This window comes from Myxococcota bacterium (assembly GCA_041389495.1).
GTDB lineage: Bacteria > Myxococcota_A > UBA9160 > UBA9160 > UBA4427 > JAWKRT01.
Window position 1 is genome coordinate 160,575 of record JAWKRT010000002.1, and the last position, 14,758, is coordinate 175,332.

The 14,758-nt window shown below is 75.0% G+C and carries 18 protein-coding genes; 9 read left to right on the forward strand and 9 right to left on the reverse strand.

What is annotated here, in order from left to right:
- Positions 1-3: 3 nt before the first annotated feature.
- Positions 4-435 (forward strand): DUF1573 domain-containing protein, encoded by a 432-nt coding sequence (locus R3E88_11475; protein MEZ4217090.1) that lies wholly within the window; start codon positions 4-6, stop codon positions 433-435.
- Between the two features lie 31 nt (positions 436-466).
- Here the strand turns inward: R3E88_11475 and R3E88_11480 are convergent, their stop codons facing one another.
- Genes R3E88_11480 through R3E88_11490 form a run of 3 tightly spaced genes read right to left on the reverse strand, consistent with a single transcriptional unit; the run spans position 467 to position 2,658 of the window.
- Positions 467-1,453, reverse strand: coding sequence for a phosphatase PAP2 family protein (locus tag R3E88_11480; protein ID MEZ4217091.1), 987 nt, complete (start codon positions 1,451-1,453; stop codon positions 467-469).
- Positions 1,450-1,887 carry a nuclear transport factor 2 family protein gene (locus R3E88_11485; GenBank protein ID MEZ4217092.1) on the reverse strand — a complete coding sequence of 146 codons (438 nt, stop codon included), beginning with the start codon at positions 1,885-1,887 and terminating at the stop codon, positions 1,450-1,452. Before R3E88_11485 ends, R3E88_11480 begins: the two co-directional genes overlap by 4 nt.
- Before the next feature lie 15 nt (positions 1,888-1,902).
- Positions 1,903-2,658, reverse strand: coding sequence for an SDR family oxidoreductase (locus tag R3E88_11490; GenBank protein MEZ4217093.1), 756 nt, complete (start codon positions 2,656-2,658; stop codon positions 1,903-1,905).
- A gap of 91 nt (positions 2,659-2,749) precedes the next feature.
- Between R3E88_11490 and R3E88_11495 the strand changes: the two genes are divergently transcribed.
- Positions 2,750-3,895, forward strand: coding sequence for a CaiB/BaiF CoA-transferase family protein (locus R3E88_11495; GenBank protein ID MEZ4217094.1), 1,146 nt, complete (start codon positions 2,750-2,752; stop codon positions 3,893-3,895).
- 26 nt (positions 3,896-3,921) lie between these two features.
- Here the strand turns inward: R3E88_11495 and R3E88_11500 are convergent, their stop codons facing one another.
- Positions 3,922-4,455 (reverse strand): response regulator, encoded by a 534-nt coding sequence (locus R3E88_11500; protein MEZ4217095.1) that lies wholly within the window; start codon positions 4,453-4,455, stop codon positions 3,922-3,924.
- Positions 4,452-5,777, reverse strand: coding sequence for a HAMP domain-containing sensor histidine kinase (locus tag R3E88_11505; protein ID MEZ4217096.1), 1,326 nt, complete (start codon positions 5,775-5,777; stop codon positions 4,452-4,454). The genes R3E88_11500 and R3E88_11505 overlap by 4 nt, the downstream gene beginning before the upstream one ends.
- A 107-nt stretch (positions 5,778-5,884) precedes the next feature.
- Between R3E88_11505 and R3E88_11510 the strand changes: the two genes are divergently transcribed.
- From R3E88_11510 to R3E88_11525, 4 genes are all read left to right on the forward strand, one after another.
- A complete protein-coding gene (locus R3E88_11510) occupies positions 5,885-6,865 on the forward strand; it encodes a glycerophosphodiester phosphodiesterase family protein (protein MEZ4217097.1) in 981 nt (326 codons plus the stop codon).
- Positions 6,862-7,242, forward strand: a complete 381-nt coding sequence (locus tag R3E88_11515) for a nitroreductase family deazaflavin-dependent oxidoreductase (GenBank protein MEZ4217098.1) — start codon at positions 6,862-6,864, stop codon at positions 7,240-7,242. Before R3E88_11510 ends, R3E88_11515 begins: the two co-directional genes overlap by 4 nt.
- Positions 7,243-7,322: 80 nt before the next feature.
- Complete coding sequence (locus tag R3E88_11520; protein ID MEZ4217099.1) at positions 7,323-7,802, forward strand: OB-fold domain-containing protein; 480 nt, start codon at positions 7,323-7,325, stop codon at positions 7,800-7,802.
- A gap of 1 nt (position 7,803) precedes the next feature.
- Positions 7,804-8,997, forward strand: a complete 1,194-nt coding sequence (locus tag R3E88_11525; GenBank protein ID MEZ4217100.1) for a thiolase family protein — start codon at positions 7,804-7,806, stop codon at positions 8,995-8,997.
- Positions 8,998-9,025: 28 nt separating this feature from the next.
- Here the strand turns inward: R3E88_11525 and R3E88_11530 are convergent, their stop codons facing one another.
- On the reverse strand, positions 9,026-10,096 hold the full coding sequence (locus R3E88_11530; protein MEZ4217101.1) for a glutathione S-transferase family protein: 1,071 nt from the start codon (positions 10,094-10,096) through the stop codon (positions 9,026-9,028).
- Positions 10,093-11,067 (reverse strand): peptidylprolyl isomerase, encoded by a 975-nt coding sequence (locus tag R3E88_11535; GenBank protein ID MEZ4217102.1) that lies wholly within the window; start codon positions 11,065-11,067, stop codon positions 10,093-10,095. The genes R3E88_11530 and R3E88_11535 overlap by 4 nt, the downstream gene beginning before the upstream one ends.
- A 182-nt stretch (positions 11,068-11,249) precedes the next feature.
- Between R3E88_11535 and R3E88_11540 the strand changes: the two genes are divergently transcribed.
- On the forward strand, positions 11,250-11,522 hold the full coding sequence (locus tag R3E88_11540; GenBank protein MEZ4217103.1) for a hypothetical protein: 273 nt from the start codon (positions 11,250-11,252) through the stop codon (positions 11,520-11,522).
- Between the two features lie 131 nt (positions 11,523-11,653).
- Here R3E88_11540 and R3E88_11545 read toward each other — a convergent pair whose 3' ends face one another.
- Positions 11,654-12,463 carry a M48 family metallopeptidase gene (locus tag R3E88_11545; protein ID MEZ4217104.1) on the reverse strand — a complete coding sequence of 270 codons (810 nt, stop codon included), beginning with the start codon at positions 12,461-12,463 and terminating at the stop codon, positions 11,654-11,656.
- Positions 12,464-12,679: 216 nt separating this feature from the next.
- On the opposite strand from R3E88_11545, the gene R3E88_11550 reads away from it, so the two are divergent.
- Both R3E88_11550 and R3E88_11555 read left to right on the forward strand, forming a co-directional pair.
- On the forward strand, positions 12,680-13,204 hold the full coding sequence (locus R3E88_11550) for a PilZ domain-containing protein (GenBank protein ID MEZ4217105.1): 525 nt from the start codon (positions 12,680-12,682) through the stop codon (positions 13,202-13,204).
- A 50-nt stretch (positions 13,205-13,254) separates the two neighbouring features.
- Entirely contained in the window at positions 13,255-14,283 is a 1,029-nt protein-coding gene (locus R3E88_11555; GenBank protein MEZ4217106.1) for an alanine racemase, read from the forward strand.
- A 60-nt stretch (positions 14,284-14,343) separates the two neighbouring features.
- Here the strand turns inward: R3E88_11555 and R3E88_11560 are convergent, their stop codons facing one another.
- Entirely contained in the window at positions 14,344-14,727 is a 384-nt protein-coding gene (locus R3E88_11560) for a YhbY family RNA-binding protein (GenBank protein ID MEZ4217107.1), read from the reverse strand.
- Positions 14,728-14,758 lie beyond the last annotated feature (31 nt).

Consider the following 14,758-nt stretch of genomic DNA (forward strand, 5'->3'; position numbering starts at 1 on the left):
TCGATGGCCACAGGGTCGAGGAAGGCGCCGCGCGCGCGGGCGACGGCGCGCGCGCGCGCGGCCGCGCTGCTCGCGGCGGCGCTCGGTGTGGCGGGTGCCGCGCGCGCCGATCTCGCGTTCCCCGAGACGCGGCGCGACTTCGGCGAGCTCGCGGGAGCGCCCTCGCCGACGGTCGAGTTCGCGTTCACGAACACGGGCGACGCGCCCGTCACGATCGCGAAGGTGCGCACGACGAGCCCCAACACGGAGTTCGACTGGCCGCGCGAGCCCGTGGCGCCCGGCGCGACCGGCGCGATCCCGGTCACCGTGAAGACGCGCTTCGGCGGGCCGTTCCGCCACGAGCTGCTCGTGGTCGTCGTCGAGGACGGCGAGGAGCGCGTCGTCGAGACGCTCGTCGTGACCGGCCGCTTCCCCGACCAGCCGCTGCGACGCTAGGCGGGGACGGGCGGCGCGCTCGCCCCGCCCGTCAGAAGCGCACCGTCCACAGCACGCCGCGCCGCGATGCGGCGAGCGACCACGTCGGCTCGTCGCGCGCGGGGGCGAGGCCGAGCCGCTCGCGCTCGGCGGCGCGCTCGGCGCGCTCCGCGTGCAGGCGCGCGACCGTCCGCCCGACGAACGTGCCGATCGCCGCGCCGACGAGCACGTCGCTCGCCCAGTGCCCGTCGCTCGAGATGCGGCCGAGCGCGACGGTCGTCGCGGCGCCGTACGAGAGCACCCAGACGGGCCAGTGCCGGTAGCGCTGGCTCACGATCGTCGCGAGCGCGAACGCGTGCGTCGCCTCGCCGCTCGGCATCGAGAAGTCGCCGCTGAACGGGTGGAACTCGCGCGCGTCGACGAGCGGGCCGGGGCGCTCGCGGCCCGCGGTCCACTTGAGCGCGAGCGAGCTGCCGTAGCCGAGTGCCGACGCCTCGATCAGCATGCTCGCCGTCTCGATCTCGTCGTCGCGGAAGAGCACGCCGCTCGCCAGGAATCCGCCCGTCAGCGCGAGGAAGCCCGGGCCGTTGCCGAGGAAGCGCACGTCGTCGCCGAAGTTGCGGAAGCCGCGGCTCCCCTGCGCGGCGTCGCGGATCTCGTCGTCGGCGAGGAACACGAGGCCCGTCGCGGCGCCCGCGACGCCGAGCAGCACGAGCCACTCGCGCGCGCGCCAGTCGAGCGGCGACGCGACGAGCGCGGCGCCGTCCGACAGCGTGGCGTTGAGCAGGCCGTAGGACTCGTTCGCCGTGCGGCGGAGCGTGCGGCGCAGCACGCCGTCGGTCGGCGCGTAGTCGAGCCGCACGTCGGGGAGCAGGAGCCCGTCGTCGTCGTCGTCGTCGGCGGCGGCGGCGCGCGCCGCCGACGACGCGTCGGACGCGTCCGACGCGCGCGCGGCCGCGGGCGCGGCCGACGCGACGAGCACGGCGAGGGCGGTCGCGACGCCCCGCCGCGCACCGGCCCGCCGCAGGCGCGAGGTCACGCGGCCGGCGTCGCGAGCTTCCCGCCCGCGGCCATCCAGCGCTTCATCACCTCTTCCGCCTCGCGCGGGTTGTACAGATCCTCCTGGTAGGACCACAGCCCGTCGCCCGCGTACTCGAGGATCGTGACGCAGCCGAAGCGGTAGTCGTCGCCGCGGTCGTTCGGGTCGGGCAGCACCTGCCACGGGTAGTAGACGACGCGCGAGCCTTCGATCACGTGCCAGCCGACCGGGAACTCCATCATCGGGACGGGCTTCATCACGTCGACGATCGCCTTGCGGATCGCCTCGCGCCCGACGAACGTGCCGAGGTGGTGCTCGACCCAGCGGCCGTCGATACTGTGCAGGTCGGCCCAGGCGTTCCAGTCGCCGCTGTCGCCGACGGCGACGAAGTTGCGCCACGCCTCCTCGACTTCACCGCGCGAGAACTTCGACATCGCTCGTCCTCCCGATCAGCTCAGCGTCGCGCCGTCGACGCGCACGTGTTCGCCGTTGATGTGCGCCGCGTCGTCGGACGCGAGGAACGCGATCACGCTCGCGCAGGTCTCGGGCGGGCGCGCTTCGTCGAGCGGCGAGATGCGCGCCATCAGCGAGAAGTCGGCGTCCTTGGGAATGCGCACGTTGCGGATCGGCGTGAGGATCCCGCCCGGACAGATGGCGTTCACGCGCAGGCCCTTCTTCCCGTATTCGATGGCCAGCGTCGTCGTCATCGCGAGGAGGCCGCCCTTCGACGCGGCGTAGGCGAGCATGTACGGGTGGCCCGCCAGCGCGGCCGTCGACGAGACGTTGACGATGTTGCCGCGCGCTTCGAGCAGCGCGGGCAGCGCGGCCTGCGTGGCGACGAAGGCACCCGTCAGGTTGACGGCGAGGATGCGATGCCACTCCTCGAGCGGGAGCTCGTGGCTGTGGTGCGCGTGCAGCACGCCGGCGACGTTGCACAGCACGTCGAGCCGGCCGAGCCGCGCGATGGCCTCGCCGACGGCGGCGCGCGCACCGGCCGCGTCCGCGAGGTCGACGACGCGCGTCCACACCGCGGCGCCGCGCGCCTCGCACTCCTTCGCTGCGCTCTCGAGCCCGGCGCCGCTCACGTCGAGGAGCGCGAGCGACGCGCCCTCGTCGGCGAGCCGGAGCGCCGTCGCGAGCCCGATGCCCGACGCGGCTCCCGTCACGATCACGGCCTTGTCCTCGAAGCGTCGCATCGCCTGCATCGCGGGCCCTCGTCCTGCGCGCGCTCGCGCGTGTAGTCTGCGCATCCTAGACCGCGCGCGCCGCGCGCGCTGCGACGAAGGGAGTGGAAGGATGGCCGGGCCGCTGCACGGGCTCAAGCTGATCGAGATCGTCGGCATCGGGCCGGCGCCGTTCGCGTCGATGCTGCTCGCCGATCTCGGCGCCGAGGTGCTGCGTGTCGATCGCGCGAAGGGCACGGCGTTCCTGCGTGGCGACGGGTCGCCGTTCGACTTCCTCGGCCGCAACCGCCGGAGCGTCGCCGTCGACCTCAAGCATCCGAAGGGCGTCGAGACGGTGCTGCGGCTCGTCGACGGCGCGGACGGCCTCGTCGAAGGCTTCCGCCCGGGCGTCGCCGAGCGGCTCGGCATCGGGCCCGACGTCTGCCTCGCGCGCAATCCGCGCCTCGTGTACGGACGCATGACGGGCTGGGGGCAGACGGGCCCCTGGGCGAACGCGGTCGGCCACGACCTCAACTACATCGCGCTCACCGGGGCGCTCCACGCGATCGGCACGGCGGGCGGGCCGCCCGTGCCGCCGCTCAACCTCGTCGGCGACTTCGGCGGCGGCGGCCTGTGGCTCGCGTACGGCATGTGCGCGGCCTTCGTCGAGCGCGCCACGTCGGGGAAGGGGCAGGTGGTCGACGCGGCGATGATCGACGGAGCGACGACGCTCATGGCCTCGATCCACGGCGCCGCGCAGACGGGCTTCTGGAGCGAGGAGCGCGGCACCAACATGCTCGACGGCGGCTCGCACTTCTACAACGTCTACGCGACGAAGGACGGGAAGTGGATGTCCATCGGCTCGATCGAGCCGCAGTTCTACGCGGAGCTGCTGCGCTGCCTCGGGCTCGAGGGCGAGGAGCTGCCCGCGCAGATGGACGCCGCCGCGTGGCCGGCGATGAAGGAGCGCTTCGCGGCGATCTTCCGCACGCGCACGCGCGACGAGTGGTGCGCGGTGTTCGAGGGGCGCGAGGTGTGCGCGGCGCCCGTGCTCGCGATGCGCGAGGCGCCCGCGCACCCGCACAACGCGGCGCGCGGCACGTTCGTCGAGTTCCACGGCGCGCAGGCGCCGGCGCCCGGCCCGCGCTTCAGCCGCACGCCGGGCGAGCTGCGCACGATCTCGTGCGCGCCGGGCGCGCACACGGACGAGGCGCTCGCCGCGTGGGGGTTCGGCCGGGACGAGATCGACGCGCTCCGAGAGGCGGGCGCCGTCGGCTGAGCGGGCGGCGCTCGCGACGAGCGACGCTAGGCGAGCGGTGTGAACTTGCGCAGCTTGCGCTGCAGGCTCTGCCGGTGGAGGCCGAGACGCCGCGCCGCCTGGCTGATGTTGCCGCCGCACTGCGCGAGCACCCACTCGATGTACTCGCGCTCGTGGCGGTCGAGGCTCTGGAACTGGTCGGGGATCTCGGCCGCGTCCTCGTCGTCGGACAGGAGCGCGCGCTCGAGCTCCTCGATCTCGACCGGCTTCGTCAGGTACTGCGTCGCGCCGCGCTTCGTCGCCGCGACGGCGGTCGCGATGCTCCCGTAGCCCGTCAGCATCACGATGCGCGCGTGCGGCGAGTGCTCCTTGATCGTCGCCACGGCGTCGAGCCCCGAGTCGCTGCGCAGGCGCAGGTCGACGACGGCATAGCCGACGCCCGACACGTCGAGGCGGGCGAGCTCCTCGAGGCTCGCGGCGCGCGAGACGGCGTAGCCGCGGTCGTGGAACTCGGCGGCGAGCGTCTCGGCGAAGCGGTCGTCGTCCTCGACGAGCAGTACGTGCGGCGCGTCGTCGCTCACGTCGCGACCTCGGCGGCCTCGACGCCGGGAGCCGCGGCGACGGGCGCGCTCGGCTCGGCGGCGGGCAGCGTGATGCGCGCGATGGCGCCGCCCGAGCTGCGGTCCTCGAGGACGAGCTCGGCGCCGAGCGCCTGCGCGAGCGTGTGGACGTAGTAGAGGCCGAGGCCGACGCCGTGCGGCTTCGTCGTGACGAAGGGCTCGCCGAGGTGGCGGCGCACGACGTCGGGCCAGCCGGCGCCGCGATCGAGCACGGAGACCTCGACCGTGTTGCCGCGCCGCCCGACGACCACCTCGACGCCGCCGTCCGCACCGCCCGCCTGCACGGCGTTGTCGATCAGGTTGAGCACGGCCTGCGAGAACGCGACGGCCGGGACGAGCGCGCGCCGCGGCGAGCGGCCGGTCGCGAGGAAGCGCACCGACGCGCCCTCGTTCGCGCCCGCGAAGCTGCGGCACACGCGCTCGACGAGGCGGTCGATGTCGATCTCGTCGAGCGAGAGCCCCTCGGGCCGCAGCTGCGAGCCCGCCATGTGCCGCAGCACTTCGCCGCAGCGCTCGAGCGCCTCGGTGGCGGTCGCGAGGTCGGCGTCGCCCTCGAGGCCGTGCACGCGCGCGAGGCGCCGCAGCTTCACCTGTGCGGTGTTGAGCGGCGTCGCGAACTCGTGCGACAGGCCGGCGGCGAGCGCGCCGACGGCGCGCAGCCGGTCGATGCGCGTCTTGCGTTCGCGGAAGGCCGAGAAGCGCCCCTGCATGGCGGAGAGCGTGCGCGAGAGCCACGCCGTGAGGATCCAGAACACGACCGCGAACAGCATCTGTGCGGGCAGCAGGATCTCGCCGGGAACGAGCCGCCCGCGCAGGCCCGCCGGGATGAACGCGAAGCCCTGGATGAAGAGCAGACAGCCGATCAGCAGCCCGAAGAAGTAGAGGCTCGTGCGACCCTCGAGCAGCAGCGAGCCGAGCACCGCGTGCACGAACAGGATGGGAGCGAGCGGGTTCCACGCGCCGCCCGTCAGCGCGAGCAGGAGCGACAGCGCGGCCGCGTCGATCGCGAGCTGGAACATCACGTGGGGCTGCGTCGCGCTGCCGCCGCGGCGCAGCCATCCCCACGTCGTCACGTTGAGCGTCGCGAGCACGCCGATCACGGCGACGAAGGCCGGAAGCTTGGCGGGCTCGAGCAGGCCGAAGTGCAGCGCGGGCTGGATCGTGCCGACCTGCGCGAGCAGCGCGATCCAGCGCAGACGCACGAGCCAGGCGAGCTTCTGCGTCCCCTGGTCGAGGTCGGCCGAGATCGGCGGCGCGAAGAAGGAGCGGACGGCGTCGAGCACGGCGCACAGGCTAGCGCGCCCCGGGAACGCACCGGCGCGCGCGCCGGAGCCTGTTCCGGCGCCCCGGTTGCCCGCGTCGCGCGCCTTCGGTACTCGACGCCGGCACCATGGCGATGCGAGGCGGAGCGGGGAGCGAGCGCGCGACGCGAGCGCGCCGCGCGCTCGCATCCGCGCCGCTCGCGGCGGCGGTGGCCGCACTCGCCTGCGCGGCCTCGCCGCAACCGGCGCCGCCCCGCGCGACGGAGGTCGCCACGCCCTTCCACGTCATCGGTCACCGCGGCGCCGCCGCCTACGCTCCCGAGAACACGCGCGCGGGCGTCGCGGCCGCGCGCGCGCTCGGCGCGCCCGCCGTCGAGCTCGACGTGCAGCGGAGTCGCGACGGCGCGCTCGTGCTCTTCCACGACGCGACGCTCGACGCGAAGACGCCGCTTCGCGGACGCGTCGCCGAGCACGATCTCGCCGCACTGCTCGCCGCGGACATCGGCACCTGGTTCGACGCGACGCATCCCGACGCGCCGCGCCGCCACGCGGGCGAGCCGCTCGCCGCGCTCGGCGACGTGCTCGACGCGAACGGCCGCGCGCTCGCCTATCACCTCGAGATCAAGAGCGACGACCCGGCGATCCCCGCCGAGCTCGTCGCCGCGGTGCGCGCGCGCGGGCTCGCGGACGTCGTCACCGTCACGTCGTTCGATCGCGCGCAGCTCGACCGCGTGCGCGCGATCGCGCCCGAGGCCCCGCTCTGCTGGCTCGTGCGCGACGACGGGACGAACCTGCCCGGCGCGAGCGAGCGCGAGCGGCGCGCGCTGCTCGCCGACCAGCGCGCGCGCGTCGACGAGGCGGCCGCGAGCGGCTTCGCGCAGGTCGGGCTGCGCGCCGGCGCGCTCTCGCGCGAGATCGTCGACTACGCGCGCGTCGAGCGCGGGCTCGAGGTGCGGGCCTGGGGCGTGCGCTCGACGGCCGACATGGAGCACGCGATCGCCGTCGGAGCGAACGGCATGACGATCGACTGGCCCGATCGCCTGCTCGCGCGGCTGCGCGAGCTCGGCGTGGACGCGCGCGCGGGCGCGCTCACGGAGGATGCGCGATGAAGCTCGACCGGGTGAGGCGGCGCCTCGAGCGCGCGTGGAACTGCGGGCTCACGACCGTGGGGCGCCGCAGCGGCGCGCCGCGCCGCGTCACGATCTGGTTCGCGCTCGACGGCGACGACGTCGTGCTGACCGGCGGGCCGGAGGGACCGCACTGGGTGCGCAACCTCGCCGCGCGCTCCGACGCGGTGCTCGAGATCGCGGGCGTGCGGCTCGTCGGGCGCGCGCGCGTCGTCGACGACGCGGCAGAGCAGGAGGCGATCCGCGATCGGTTCGTGCGCCGCTATCTCGGCGCGCGCCTCTCGAAGCTCTTCGGGGGCTACACGCGCTCGACGTGCGTGCGCGTCGCGATCGACCGCGTCGAGGACGCGCGCGCCTAGCACCCGCGGCGCGAGCACGCTCCGCGCAGCGAGTTCCGCGCGAGCGCCGGGCGTGCGCGCGCGCGCTACGCTGCGCGCCCGTGCCGCTCCGCCGCCCCGACCCCGCCGCCGAGACGTCCGAGCCCTTCCGGATCCTTCCCGCCGTCGGGCCCGAGAACGAGCACTTCTGGCGCGGCGGCGCCGACGGCCGTCTGCACCTGCTGCGCTGCGAAGCGTGTCGCGCCTTCGTGCACCCGCCGGCGCCCGTGTGCGGCGCATGCCTCGGGCGCGCGCTCGCGGTCGAGGCGGTCTCGGGGCGCGCGCACCTGCTCACCTACACGGTGAACCACCATCCGTGGATCCCGGGCTTCGAGCCGCCCTACGTGGTCGCGATCGTCGAGCTCGTCGAGCAGACGGGGCTGCGGCTCACGACGAACCTCGTCGGCGTCGAGCCGGCCGACGTGCGCATCGGCATGGCGCTGCGCGTCGTGTTCGAGCGGCGCGCGGGCGACGTGTACCTGCCGCTCTTCGAGCCCGACGAAGCTCCGGACGCCACCGCTCGCGCGGAGGCGCGCGGCTGACGTGGAGAAGCTCGAGTCGCGCGCGGTGATCAGCGGCATCGGCCAGTCGGACGTCGGCCGCCGTCTCGATCGCGACCCGCTCGCGCTCACGGCCGACGCGTGCCTCGCGGCGATCGAGGACGCGGGTCTGCGGCGCGAGGACATCGACGGCCTGTCGACCTATCCGGGAATGATGACCGCGGGCGGGCCGGGCTTCTCGGGCGCGGGCGTCACCGAGGTGCAGGACATGCTGCGCCTGCGCCTCTCGTGGTTCAACGGCGGGCCCGAGCAGCCCGGGCAGCTCGGCAGCGTGATCGATGCGGCCGCGGCCGTCGCGACCGGGCTCGCGCGGCACGTGCTGTGCTTCCGCACGGTGTGGGAGTCGACGGCGCAGGGAGCGGGCCGGCGCGCGGGCATCGGCGCGAGCGGGGGCGGCGGCTTCCGCGCGTCGGGCGCGCTGCAGTGGACGCTCCCGTTCGGCGCCGCATCCGCGGCGTGCTGGATCGCGATGTTCGCGCAGCGTCACTTCCACGAGTACGGCACGACGCGCGAGCAGCTCGCGCAGATCGCGCTCAACGCGCGCCGCAACGCCGCGCGCAACCCGAAGGCGATCTTCCGCGAGCCGCTCACGCTCGAGGACTATCTCGGCGCGCGCATGATCAGCGAGCCGTTCGGCCTCTACGACTGCGACGTCCCGTGCGACGGCGCGACGGCAGTCGTCGTGTCGCACGTCGAGACGGAGCGCGACCTGCGCAAGCCGGCGCTCGGGATCGAATCCGTCGGCTGTGCGCTGCGCGGGCGGCCGTCGTGGGACCAGTTCGACGACCTGACGACCATGGCGACGCGCGACGCGGCCGCGATGCTGTGGGAGCGCACCGACCTGCGGCCCTCCGACGTCGACGTCGCCGAGTGCTACGACGGCTTCAGCTTCATCGCGCTCTCGTGGCTCGAGGAGCTCGGGTTCTGCGGGCGCGGCGAGGGCGGTGCGTTCGTCGAGGGTGGCGCGCGGATCGCGCTCGACGGGGAGATCCCGCTCAACACGCACGGCGGCCAGCTCTCGGCCGGGCGCCTGCACGGCTACGGCTTCCTGCACGAGGCGTGCGTGCAGCTGTGGGGCGAGGGCGGAGAGCGCCAGGTGCCGGGCGATCCGCGCATCGCGGTCGCGGCCGCGGGCGGCGGCCCGCTCGGCGGAGCGCTGCTGCTCGCCCGACGTTAGGCGCGACGCGGGTCGGCCGTCGCCCCGCTCACGACAGCACGAGCTCGAAGCCGTCCTTGCCCATGCGGCGCGGGAGGTGCAGCTCGAAGAGCGCGCCGCAGCCCGTGCCCCGGAGCGCCGCGTCCACCTTCGCGCGCTCGGCCTTCGCGAGCGCGCGGTAGGCGTCGATCGGGCGCTGCGCCATGTAGAGCGTGTAGGCCTGCACGGCGCGCTCGGTCGTGCGGCCGCGGAGCGTCGACTCGACGCGGCCGACGATGCGCGGCGGCGCGCCGCCGTCGGGCAGCTCCTTCTTCGCGAACGCCTCGATCGCCGCGACGCCGTCGGCCACCCACGGCACGGCGTCGTGGCCGATCAGCTCGAGCACCGGGCGCAGCGTCTTCGGGAGCGCGTCGCGCGCGCACCACTTGCCCGCGTCGCCGGGCACCGGGTGGTTCATGCGCTCGACCCAGTTCGCGACGCGGTGGTACTCGCGCACGATGCGCCCGGGCACCGCATCGAGGTAGAGGTGCGCGTACATCGGGCCCATCAGCGCGCAGTCGGCGAGCGACGGGCGGTCGCCGAGCAGGTAGCGATGCTCGCCGAAGTGGTTCTCGAGCGCGGTGAGCAGGTCGTCGAGGTGCGTCTCGATCGGCACGATCGTCGCGTCGCTGACGCCGAGGAACGGGAGCGACCCCTTCATCGTGTCGGCGAACGCGTCCGCGCGCGCGGCGTCGTCCTGGATGGCCGCGAAGTCGCCGCGCGCCTTGAGCTCGCTCTCCTCGAAGTTCCAGCGGTAGTGCATCGCCGGCAGCACGAGGAACTCGTCGGCGTAGAGCTCGAAGAGGAAGGACACGACGCGCTGCACGGGCGTCGTCGGATAGAGCGGCGGCTGCGGGTGCGCGGCTTCGAGGCGGTCGAGGATGTCGCTCGTGTCCTGCCACGTATCGTCGTCGGGCGTCACGACGACGGGAATGAAATGGAGCCCGGTGCGCTTCCGGATGTCGGCGAAGTCGGGGAGCACCTCGGCGTAGCGGATGCCCTTGTAGCGGAGCGCGGGCCTCACCTTGCCCGAGAAGTACGAGATGTCGGCCGCGTGGAAGAGATAGGGTCGCTCGCTCACCGTCCTGTACCTCCGCTCGAGCCGTGGGCGAGCTCGAGCCACGTCGCGTCGTCCTCGACGTCGCGTGCGATCACGTCGACGTCCTCGCGCAGGCCGTCGAGGTAGGCGCGGAGCGCGTCGTCGCCGCGCCGCCGCCGCCACTCCGCGCGCACCTGCTCCTCGATCTCGTCGAAGGGCGGCACGTGCGCGTCCTCGCGCTCGACGAGCACGAGAACGTGCACGCCCGTGCCCGAGCGCACCGGCGCGCTCACTCCGCCCGGCGCGAGCTCCATCGCCGCGCGCAGCGCCGTCGGGCCGACGTACTCGCGGAGCTTGAGCGGCGGCAGGAGCACGTCGGGGAGCGGCGAGATCTCGGCATCGCCGAGCTCGTCGCGCACGCGCTCGAAGGGCTCGCCGGCCGCGAGGCGCTCGGCGGCGCGCGCGGCGCGCGCGTCCGGGCTCGCCCCGTCGTCCGCGCTCGCGCCGCCGGGCCCGGTCGCCGCGCCGCGGCGGAAGAAGACCTGGCGCACGTGCAGCCGCCCGGCCGACGCGAAGAACTCGCGATTCGCCTCGTAGAAGCGCTCGAGCTCGCGGGCGGTCGCGTCGTGCTCCTCCGCGTCGTCGACGATCGACTGGATCATCGAGGTCGTGAGGTCCGCCCGCACGCGGCGGTCGACGTCGACGAGGCCGAGCTCGACGGCGCGCTGCACGAGCAGCTCCTCGTCGATCATGCGGTCGAGCACGTGGCGGCGCAGCGCGCCGTCGACGGGCTCGCGCCGGTCGCTCTCGAGCCCGGCCACGAGCCGCTGGTACTCCTCGGTGCGGATCACCGCGTCGCCGACGCGCGCGACCGCGCCGGGCGGGAGGTCGCCCGCATCGGGGCGCTCGCCCACGATGCTGGCCGCGGCGAGCGCGAGCCCCGCGGTGGCCCCGAGAGCGAGCCAGCGCCGGGCTCGGCGATCGGCGGGCGTGTCCTCGGGCGCGTTGCTCAAGCGGGGCCTCGCGGTGGGCGGCGGAGGGTATCCCTTCGCTGCCGCGCGAACACCGCGCCCGCGGCGCGGCGGCGGGCCGCAGCGTCGCCCGCGGCGTGAGCGGAGTCACCGCGCGCGCGCGCAGGACGCGGAATGCTGCCGCGCGGTCGACGCAGCGGCGATCGGAAGCCGGGGAGGGCTGCGTGCGCAGCGAGCGATCCGACGGAGCAGGGCAGCGGGGCCTCCGCGCGCGAAGCGCGGCAGGGAAGTGGGCCGCTGCGGGCGCACTGGCGCTCGCGTCCGTCGTCGTCGCCGCCCCCATCGCGCGCGCGGACGCGGGTGAGTTCGGTGCCGAGGAGGAGGCCGGGGTCGAGGGCGCCGACGTCGGCGCCCACGGCGAGACGGGCTCCGCCGAGGCGCTTCCGCCCAGCATCCCCGACGAGAGCGGCGCCGAGGGCGACGAGGACGGGGAGTAGGCCTCGTCCTCGGACCGCCGGGCGCGTCGACCGCTGCGGTCGCCGCCCCGCGGCGAGCGAGGAGCGCGCGCCGGGAACCGGCACCCCGGCGCGGTGGCCGAGCGGAGCGGACTGCGGACGCGACGCCCGGCTCAGGGCTTCTTGCACGCGGGGCGGCGGCCCGCAGCGCGCGCCTGCTCGTAGAGCGGCATCGCGGTCGCGAGGCGCTTCTGCAGGTCGGCGATGCGCGTGCCGTGCGAGGGGTGCGTCGACAGGAACTCCGGCGGTGCGCCCTGGCTCGCGGCCGCCATGTTCTCCCACAGCTTCGGCGCCTCGCGCGGGTCGAACCCGGCGCGCGCCATGAGGTCGAGTCCGAGCACGTCCGCCTCGGATTCGTGCGCGCGGCTGTACGGGAGGATGCCCACCACCTGGATGCCGGCGCCGAGCACCTGCTGCGTCGCGTCCTTCGTCTCGGCCGACTTCCCGCCCGCGAGCACCTCGGTCCCGATCAGCACCGCCGTGCCGGCCGCGATGTTGCCCGAGGCGCGCTCGTTCGCGTGGCGCTCGAGCACGTGCGCGATCTCGTGCCCGATCACCGCCGCGAGCTGGTGCTGGTTGGCGGCGACGTCGAGCAGCCCGGTGTAGACGCCGATCTTCGCGCCCGGGAGTGCGAACGCGTTCGCGGCCTCGTTCTCGAAGAGCGTCACGTCCCAGCGCACGGGCGCGCTCGACGGCAGCACGGCCGTCACGGCGTTCGACACGCAGAGCACGTAGTTCGTCTTCGCCGCGTCCTTCGAGATGGGGAGCTCGGCGCGCATCTGGTCGTAGGCGGCGTTGGCCTGCATCTCGAGCTCGGCGTCCGAGACGAGGATCAGCTGGTGACGGCCGGTCGACGAGGTCTCACAGGCGAGGGCGCTCGCGAGGGCGAGGCAGGTGGCGAGCGCGGACGTCGTGGGGCGCATGCGGATTCCTCCAGTCCGGGTCGGGCCGCGCGGACATCGGGCCGGCGTCCGCGGGCGGGCGGCGAACATAGGGCGATGCCCTCGATCGTGCCCGGCGCCGGGCGCGCGTCGGCACGCCGGGTCGCGGCTCGCGGCGCGCGCGCGGCACCGGGAGGATCGCCCGATCAACTCTCGGGGCTGCACCGCCGAAGGGCTCGGCCATTCGGGGGAGGGCCGGTGAGCGCCGACGTCCAGCACGTGTTCCGCGAGTACATCCGGCTCGACCGCAAGCGGCAGGGCGAGGCGCTCTCGATCGCCGAGCACGAGCGGTGGGCCGTCCTCAAGCGCCGGCTCAACGTGCACTTCCAGCCCGATCTCCCCTCCCACCACGCCGATGCCCGCGGCTCCGTGCGCGTTCCCGTGCGGCTCGCCCTGCACTTCGAGCGCTTCGACGAGCTCGGCGGGAGCCTGATGACCAACCTCTCGCGCGGCGGGCTCTTCATCGCGACGACGAGCCCGCTGCCGATCGGCGAGCGCCTCCTGCTCGACGTCGTCGTCGACGACGGCGGTCGCACGGGGCCCGTGGTCGCCTTCCGCGCGCGCGCCGAGGTCGCCTCGCACGACACCGGCGCCGACCTGCAGGGGCGGCGGCGCGGGATGGGCGTGCGCTTCGTCGACGTCGACGAGGTGCAGCGCAAGGCGATCGACGACCTGTACGAGCGCGCCGCCGCGCACGCCGTCGGCATCCGACCGCGTCGTTAGGCCGGCGCGCGCGCGTTGCGATCCGGGCGGCCGCGCGCGACGCTGCCGGCATGGACGCGATCCGCAGCGTGCACGACCTCCCGACGCCCGCGCTCGTCGTCGAGCGCGAAGCGCTCGAGCACAACCTCGACGCCATGGCGCGCGCGCTCCCGGGCGCGCGGCTGCGTCCGCACGTGAAGGCGCACAAGTGCACGGCGATCGCGGCCCTCCAGCGCGCGCGCGGCCACGCGGGCTTCACGTGCGCGACGGTGCGCGAGATGGAGGGCCTCGCGCGCGCGGGCCTCGGCGACGACCTGCTGCTCGCCAACGAGGTCGTCGACGCGCGGCAGATGCGGCGCCTCGGTGCACTGGTCGAGGCGGGGGCGCGCGTCACCGTCGCGATCGACTCGCCGCAGACGATCGACGCGGCCGTTCGCGGCGGCGTGCGCGAGGCCGTCGTCGACGTGAACGTCGGCATGCCGCGCTGCGGGTGCGCGCCCGGGGCGGCGGGCGCGCTCGCGGACGCCGCGCGCCGCGCCGGGCTCTCGGTGCGCGGCGTGATGGGCTACGAGGGCCACGCGGTCGGCATCGACGAGCGCGCGCGCCGCGAGGAGCTGTGCGCCGCGTCGATGGCGCTGCTCGCGGCCGCGCACGCCGACGTCGGCGGCGAGCTCGTGTCCGCGGGAGGCACGGGCACGTTCGACTGCAACGGCGTCGCGACCGAGATCCAGGCGGGCTCGTACGCGCTGATGGACACGGCGTACGGGAAGCTCGACCTGCCGTTCCGTCAGGCGCTCTTCGGGCTCGCGACCGTCGTGTCCGTCGCGCCGGGCGACGCCTGGGCGGTGCTCGACTTCGGGCTCAAGGGGCTCGGGATGGATCACGGAAATCCGCAGGTGGCAGGCGCGAAGGTCTGGTTCTGCTCGGACGAGCACACGACGCTCGCCGGCGACGGGCGCGAGCCCGCGTTCGCGATCGGCGAGCGCGTGCGGCTCGTTCCCGCGCACGTCGACCCGACGGTCGCCTATCACGAGGCGCTGTGGCTCGTCGACGGCGAGCGCGTGCTCGACCGGTTCGAGGTGGACCTGCGCGGCTGGTGAGCGCCGCGCTGCGCGCGCGCGTCGCGGTGGACGGGCCGGGCGGGCCGCCGCGTGCGGCGCCTAGCGCGCGCGCCTCGCTCCGGCGTCGCGGTCGTCGTCGCGCACATCGCGGTCGCCCGGCGCGGGGCGCGCGGGAAGCGCGATGCGCGGGTCGTCGGGATGTGCGCGGTAGAGGATCACCGTGTGGCCGACGAGGCCGCACAGCTCGGCGCGCGCGCGCAGGGCGAGCTCGCGCGCGAGGCCCTTCTTGTCGTCGGGCGCGTGGAGGCGGACCTTCACGAGCTCGTGGTCCTCGAGCGCGCGGTCGATCGCGCGCGCGACGCCGTCGCTCACGCCTCCCTCGCCGACCTGCACGAGCGCCTTGCGCGGGTTCGCGAGGCCGCGCAGGTAGCGGCGCTGGAAGCCGGCGAGGCGCTTCGTCGGATCGTCGGGGGCGGTCGGCACGTGCGGCCTCGGCGCGCGGCGCCGGGAGGCG

What these genes read in the sequence shown, in the direction of transcription:
- R3E88_11510 (MEZ4217097.1), top strand. Translation starts at nt 5,885, where the DNA reads ATGGCGATGCGAGGCGGAGCGGGGAGCGAGCGCGCGACGCGAGCGCGC.
- R3E88_11490 (MEZ4217093.1), bottom strand. Translation starts at nt 2,658, where the DNA reads ATGCAGGCGATGCGACGCTTCGAGGACAAGGCCGTGATCGTGACGGGA.
- R3E88_11475 (MEZ4217090.1), top strand. Translation starts at nt 4, where the DNA reads ATGGCCACAGGGTCGAGGAAGGCGCCGCGCGCGCGGGCGACGGCGCGC.
- R3E88_11545 (MEZ4217104.1), bottom strand. Translation starts at nt 12,463, where the DNA reads ATGCGCCCCACGACGTCCGCGCTCGCCACCTGCCTCGCCCTCGCGAGC.
- R3E88_11495 (MEZ4217094.1), top strand. Translation starts at nt 2,750, where the DNA reads ATGGCCGGGCCGCTGCACGGGCTCAAGCTGATCGAGATCGTCGGCATC.
- R3E88_11515 (MEZ4217098.1), top strand. Translation starts at nt 6,862, where the DNA reads ATGAAGCTCGACCGGGTGAGGCGGCGCCTCGAGCGCGCGTGGAACTGC.
- R3E88_11485 (MEZ4217092.1), bottom strand. Translation starts at nt 1,887, where the DNA reads ATGTCGAAGTTCTCGCGCGGTGAAGTCGAGGAGGCGTGGCGCAACTTC.
- R3E88_11555 (MEZ4217106.1), top strand. Translation starts at nt 13,255, where the DNA reads ATGGACGCGATCCGCAGCGTGCACGACCTCCCGACGCCCGCGCTCGTC.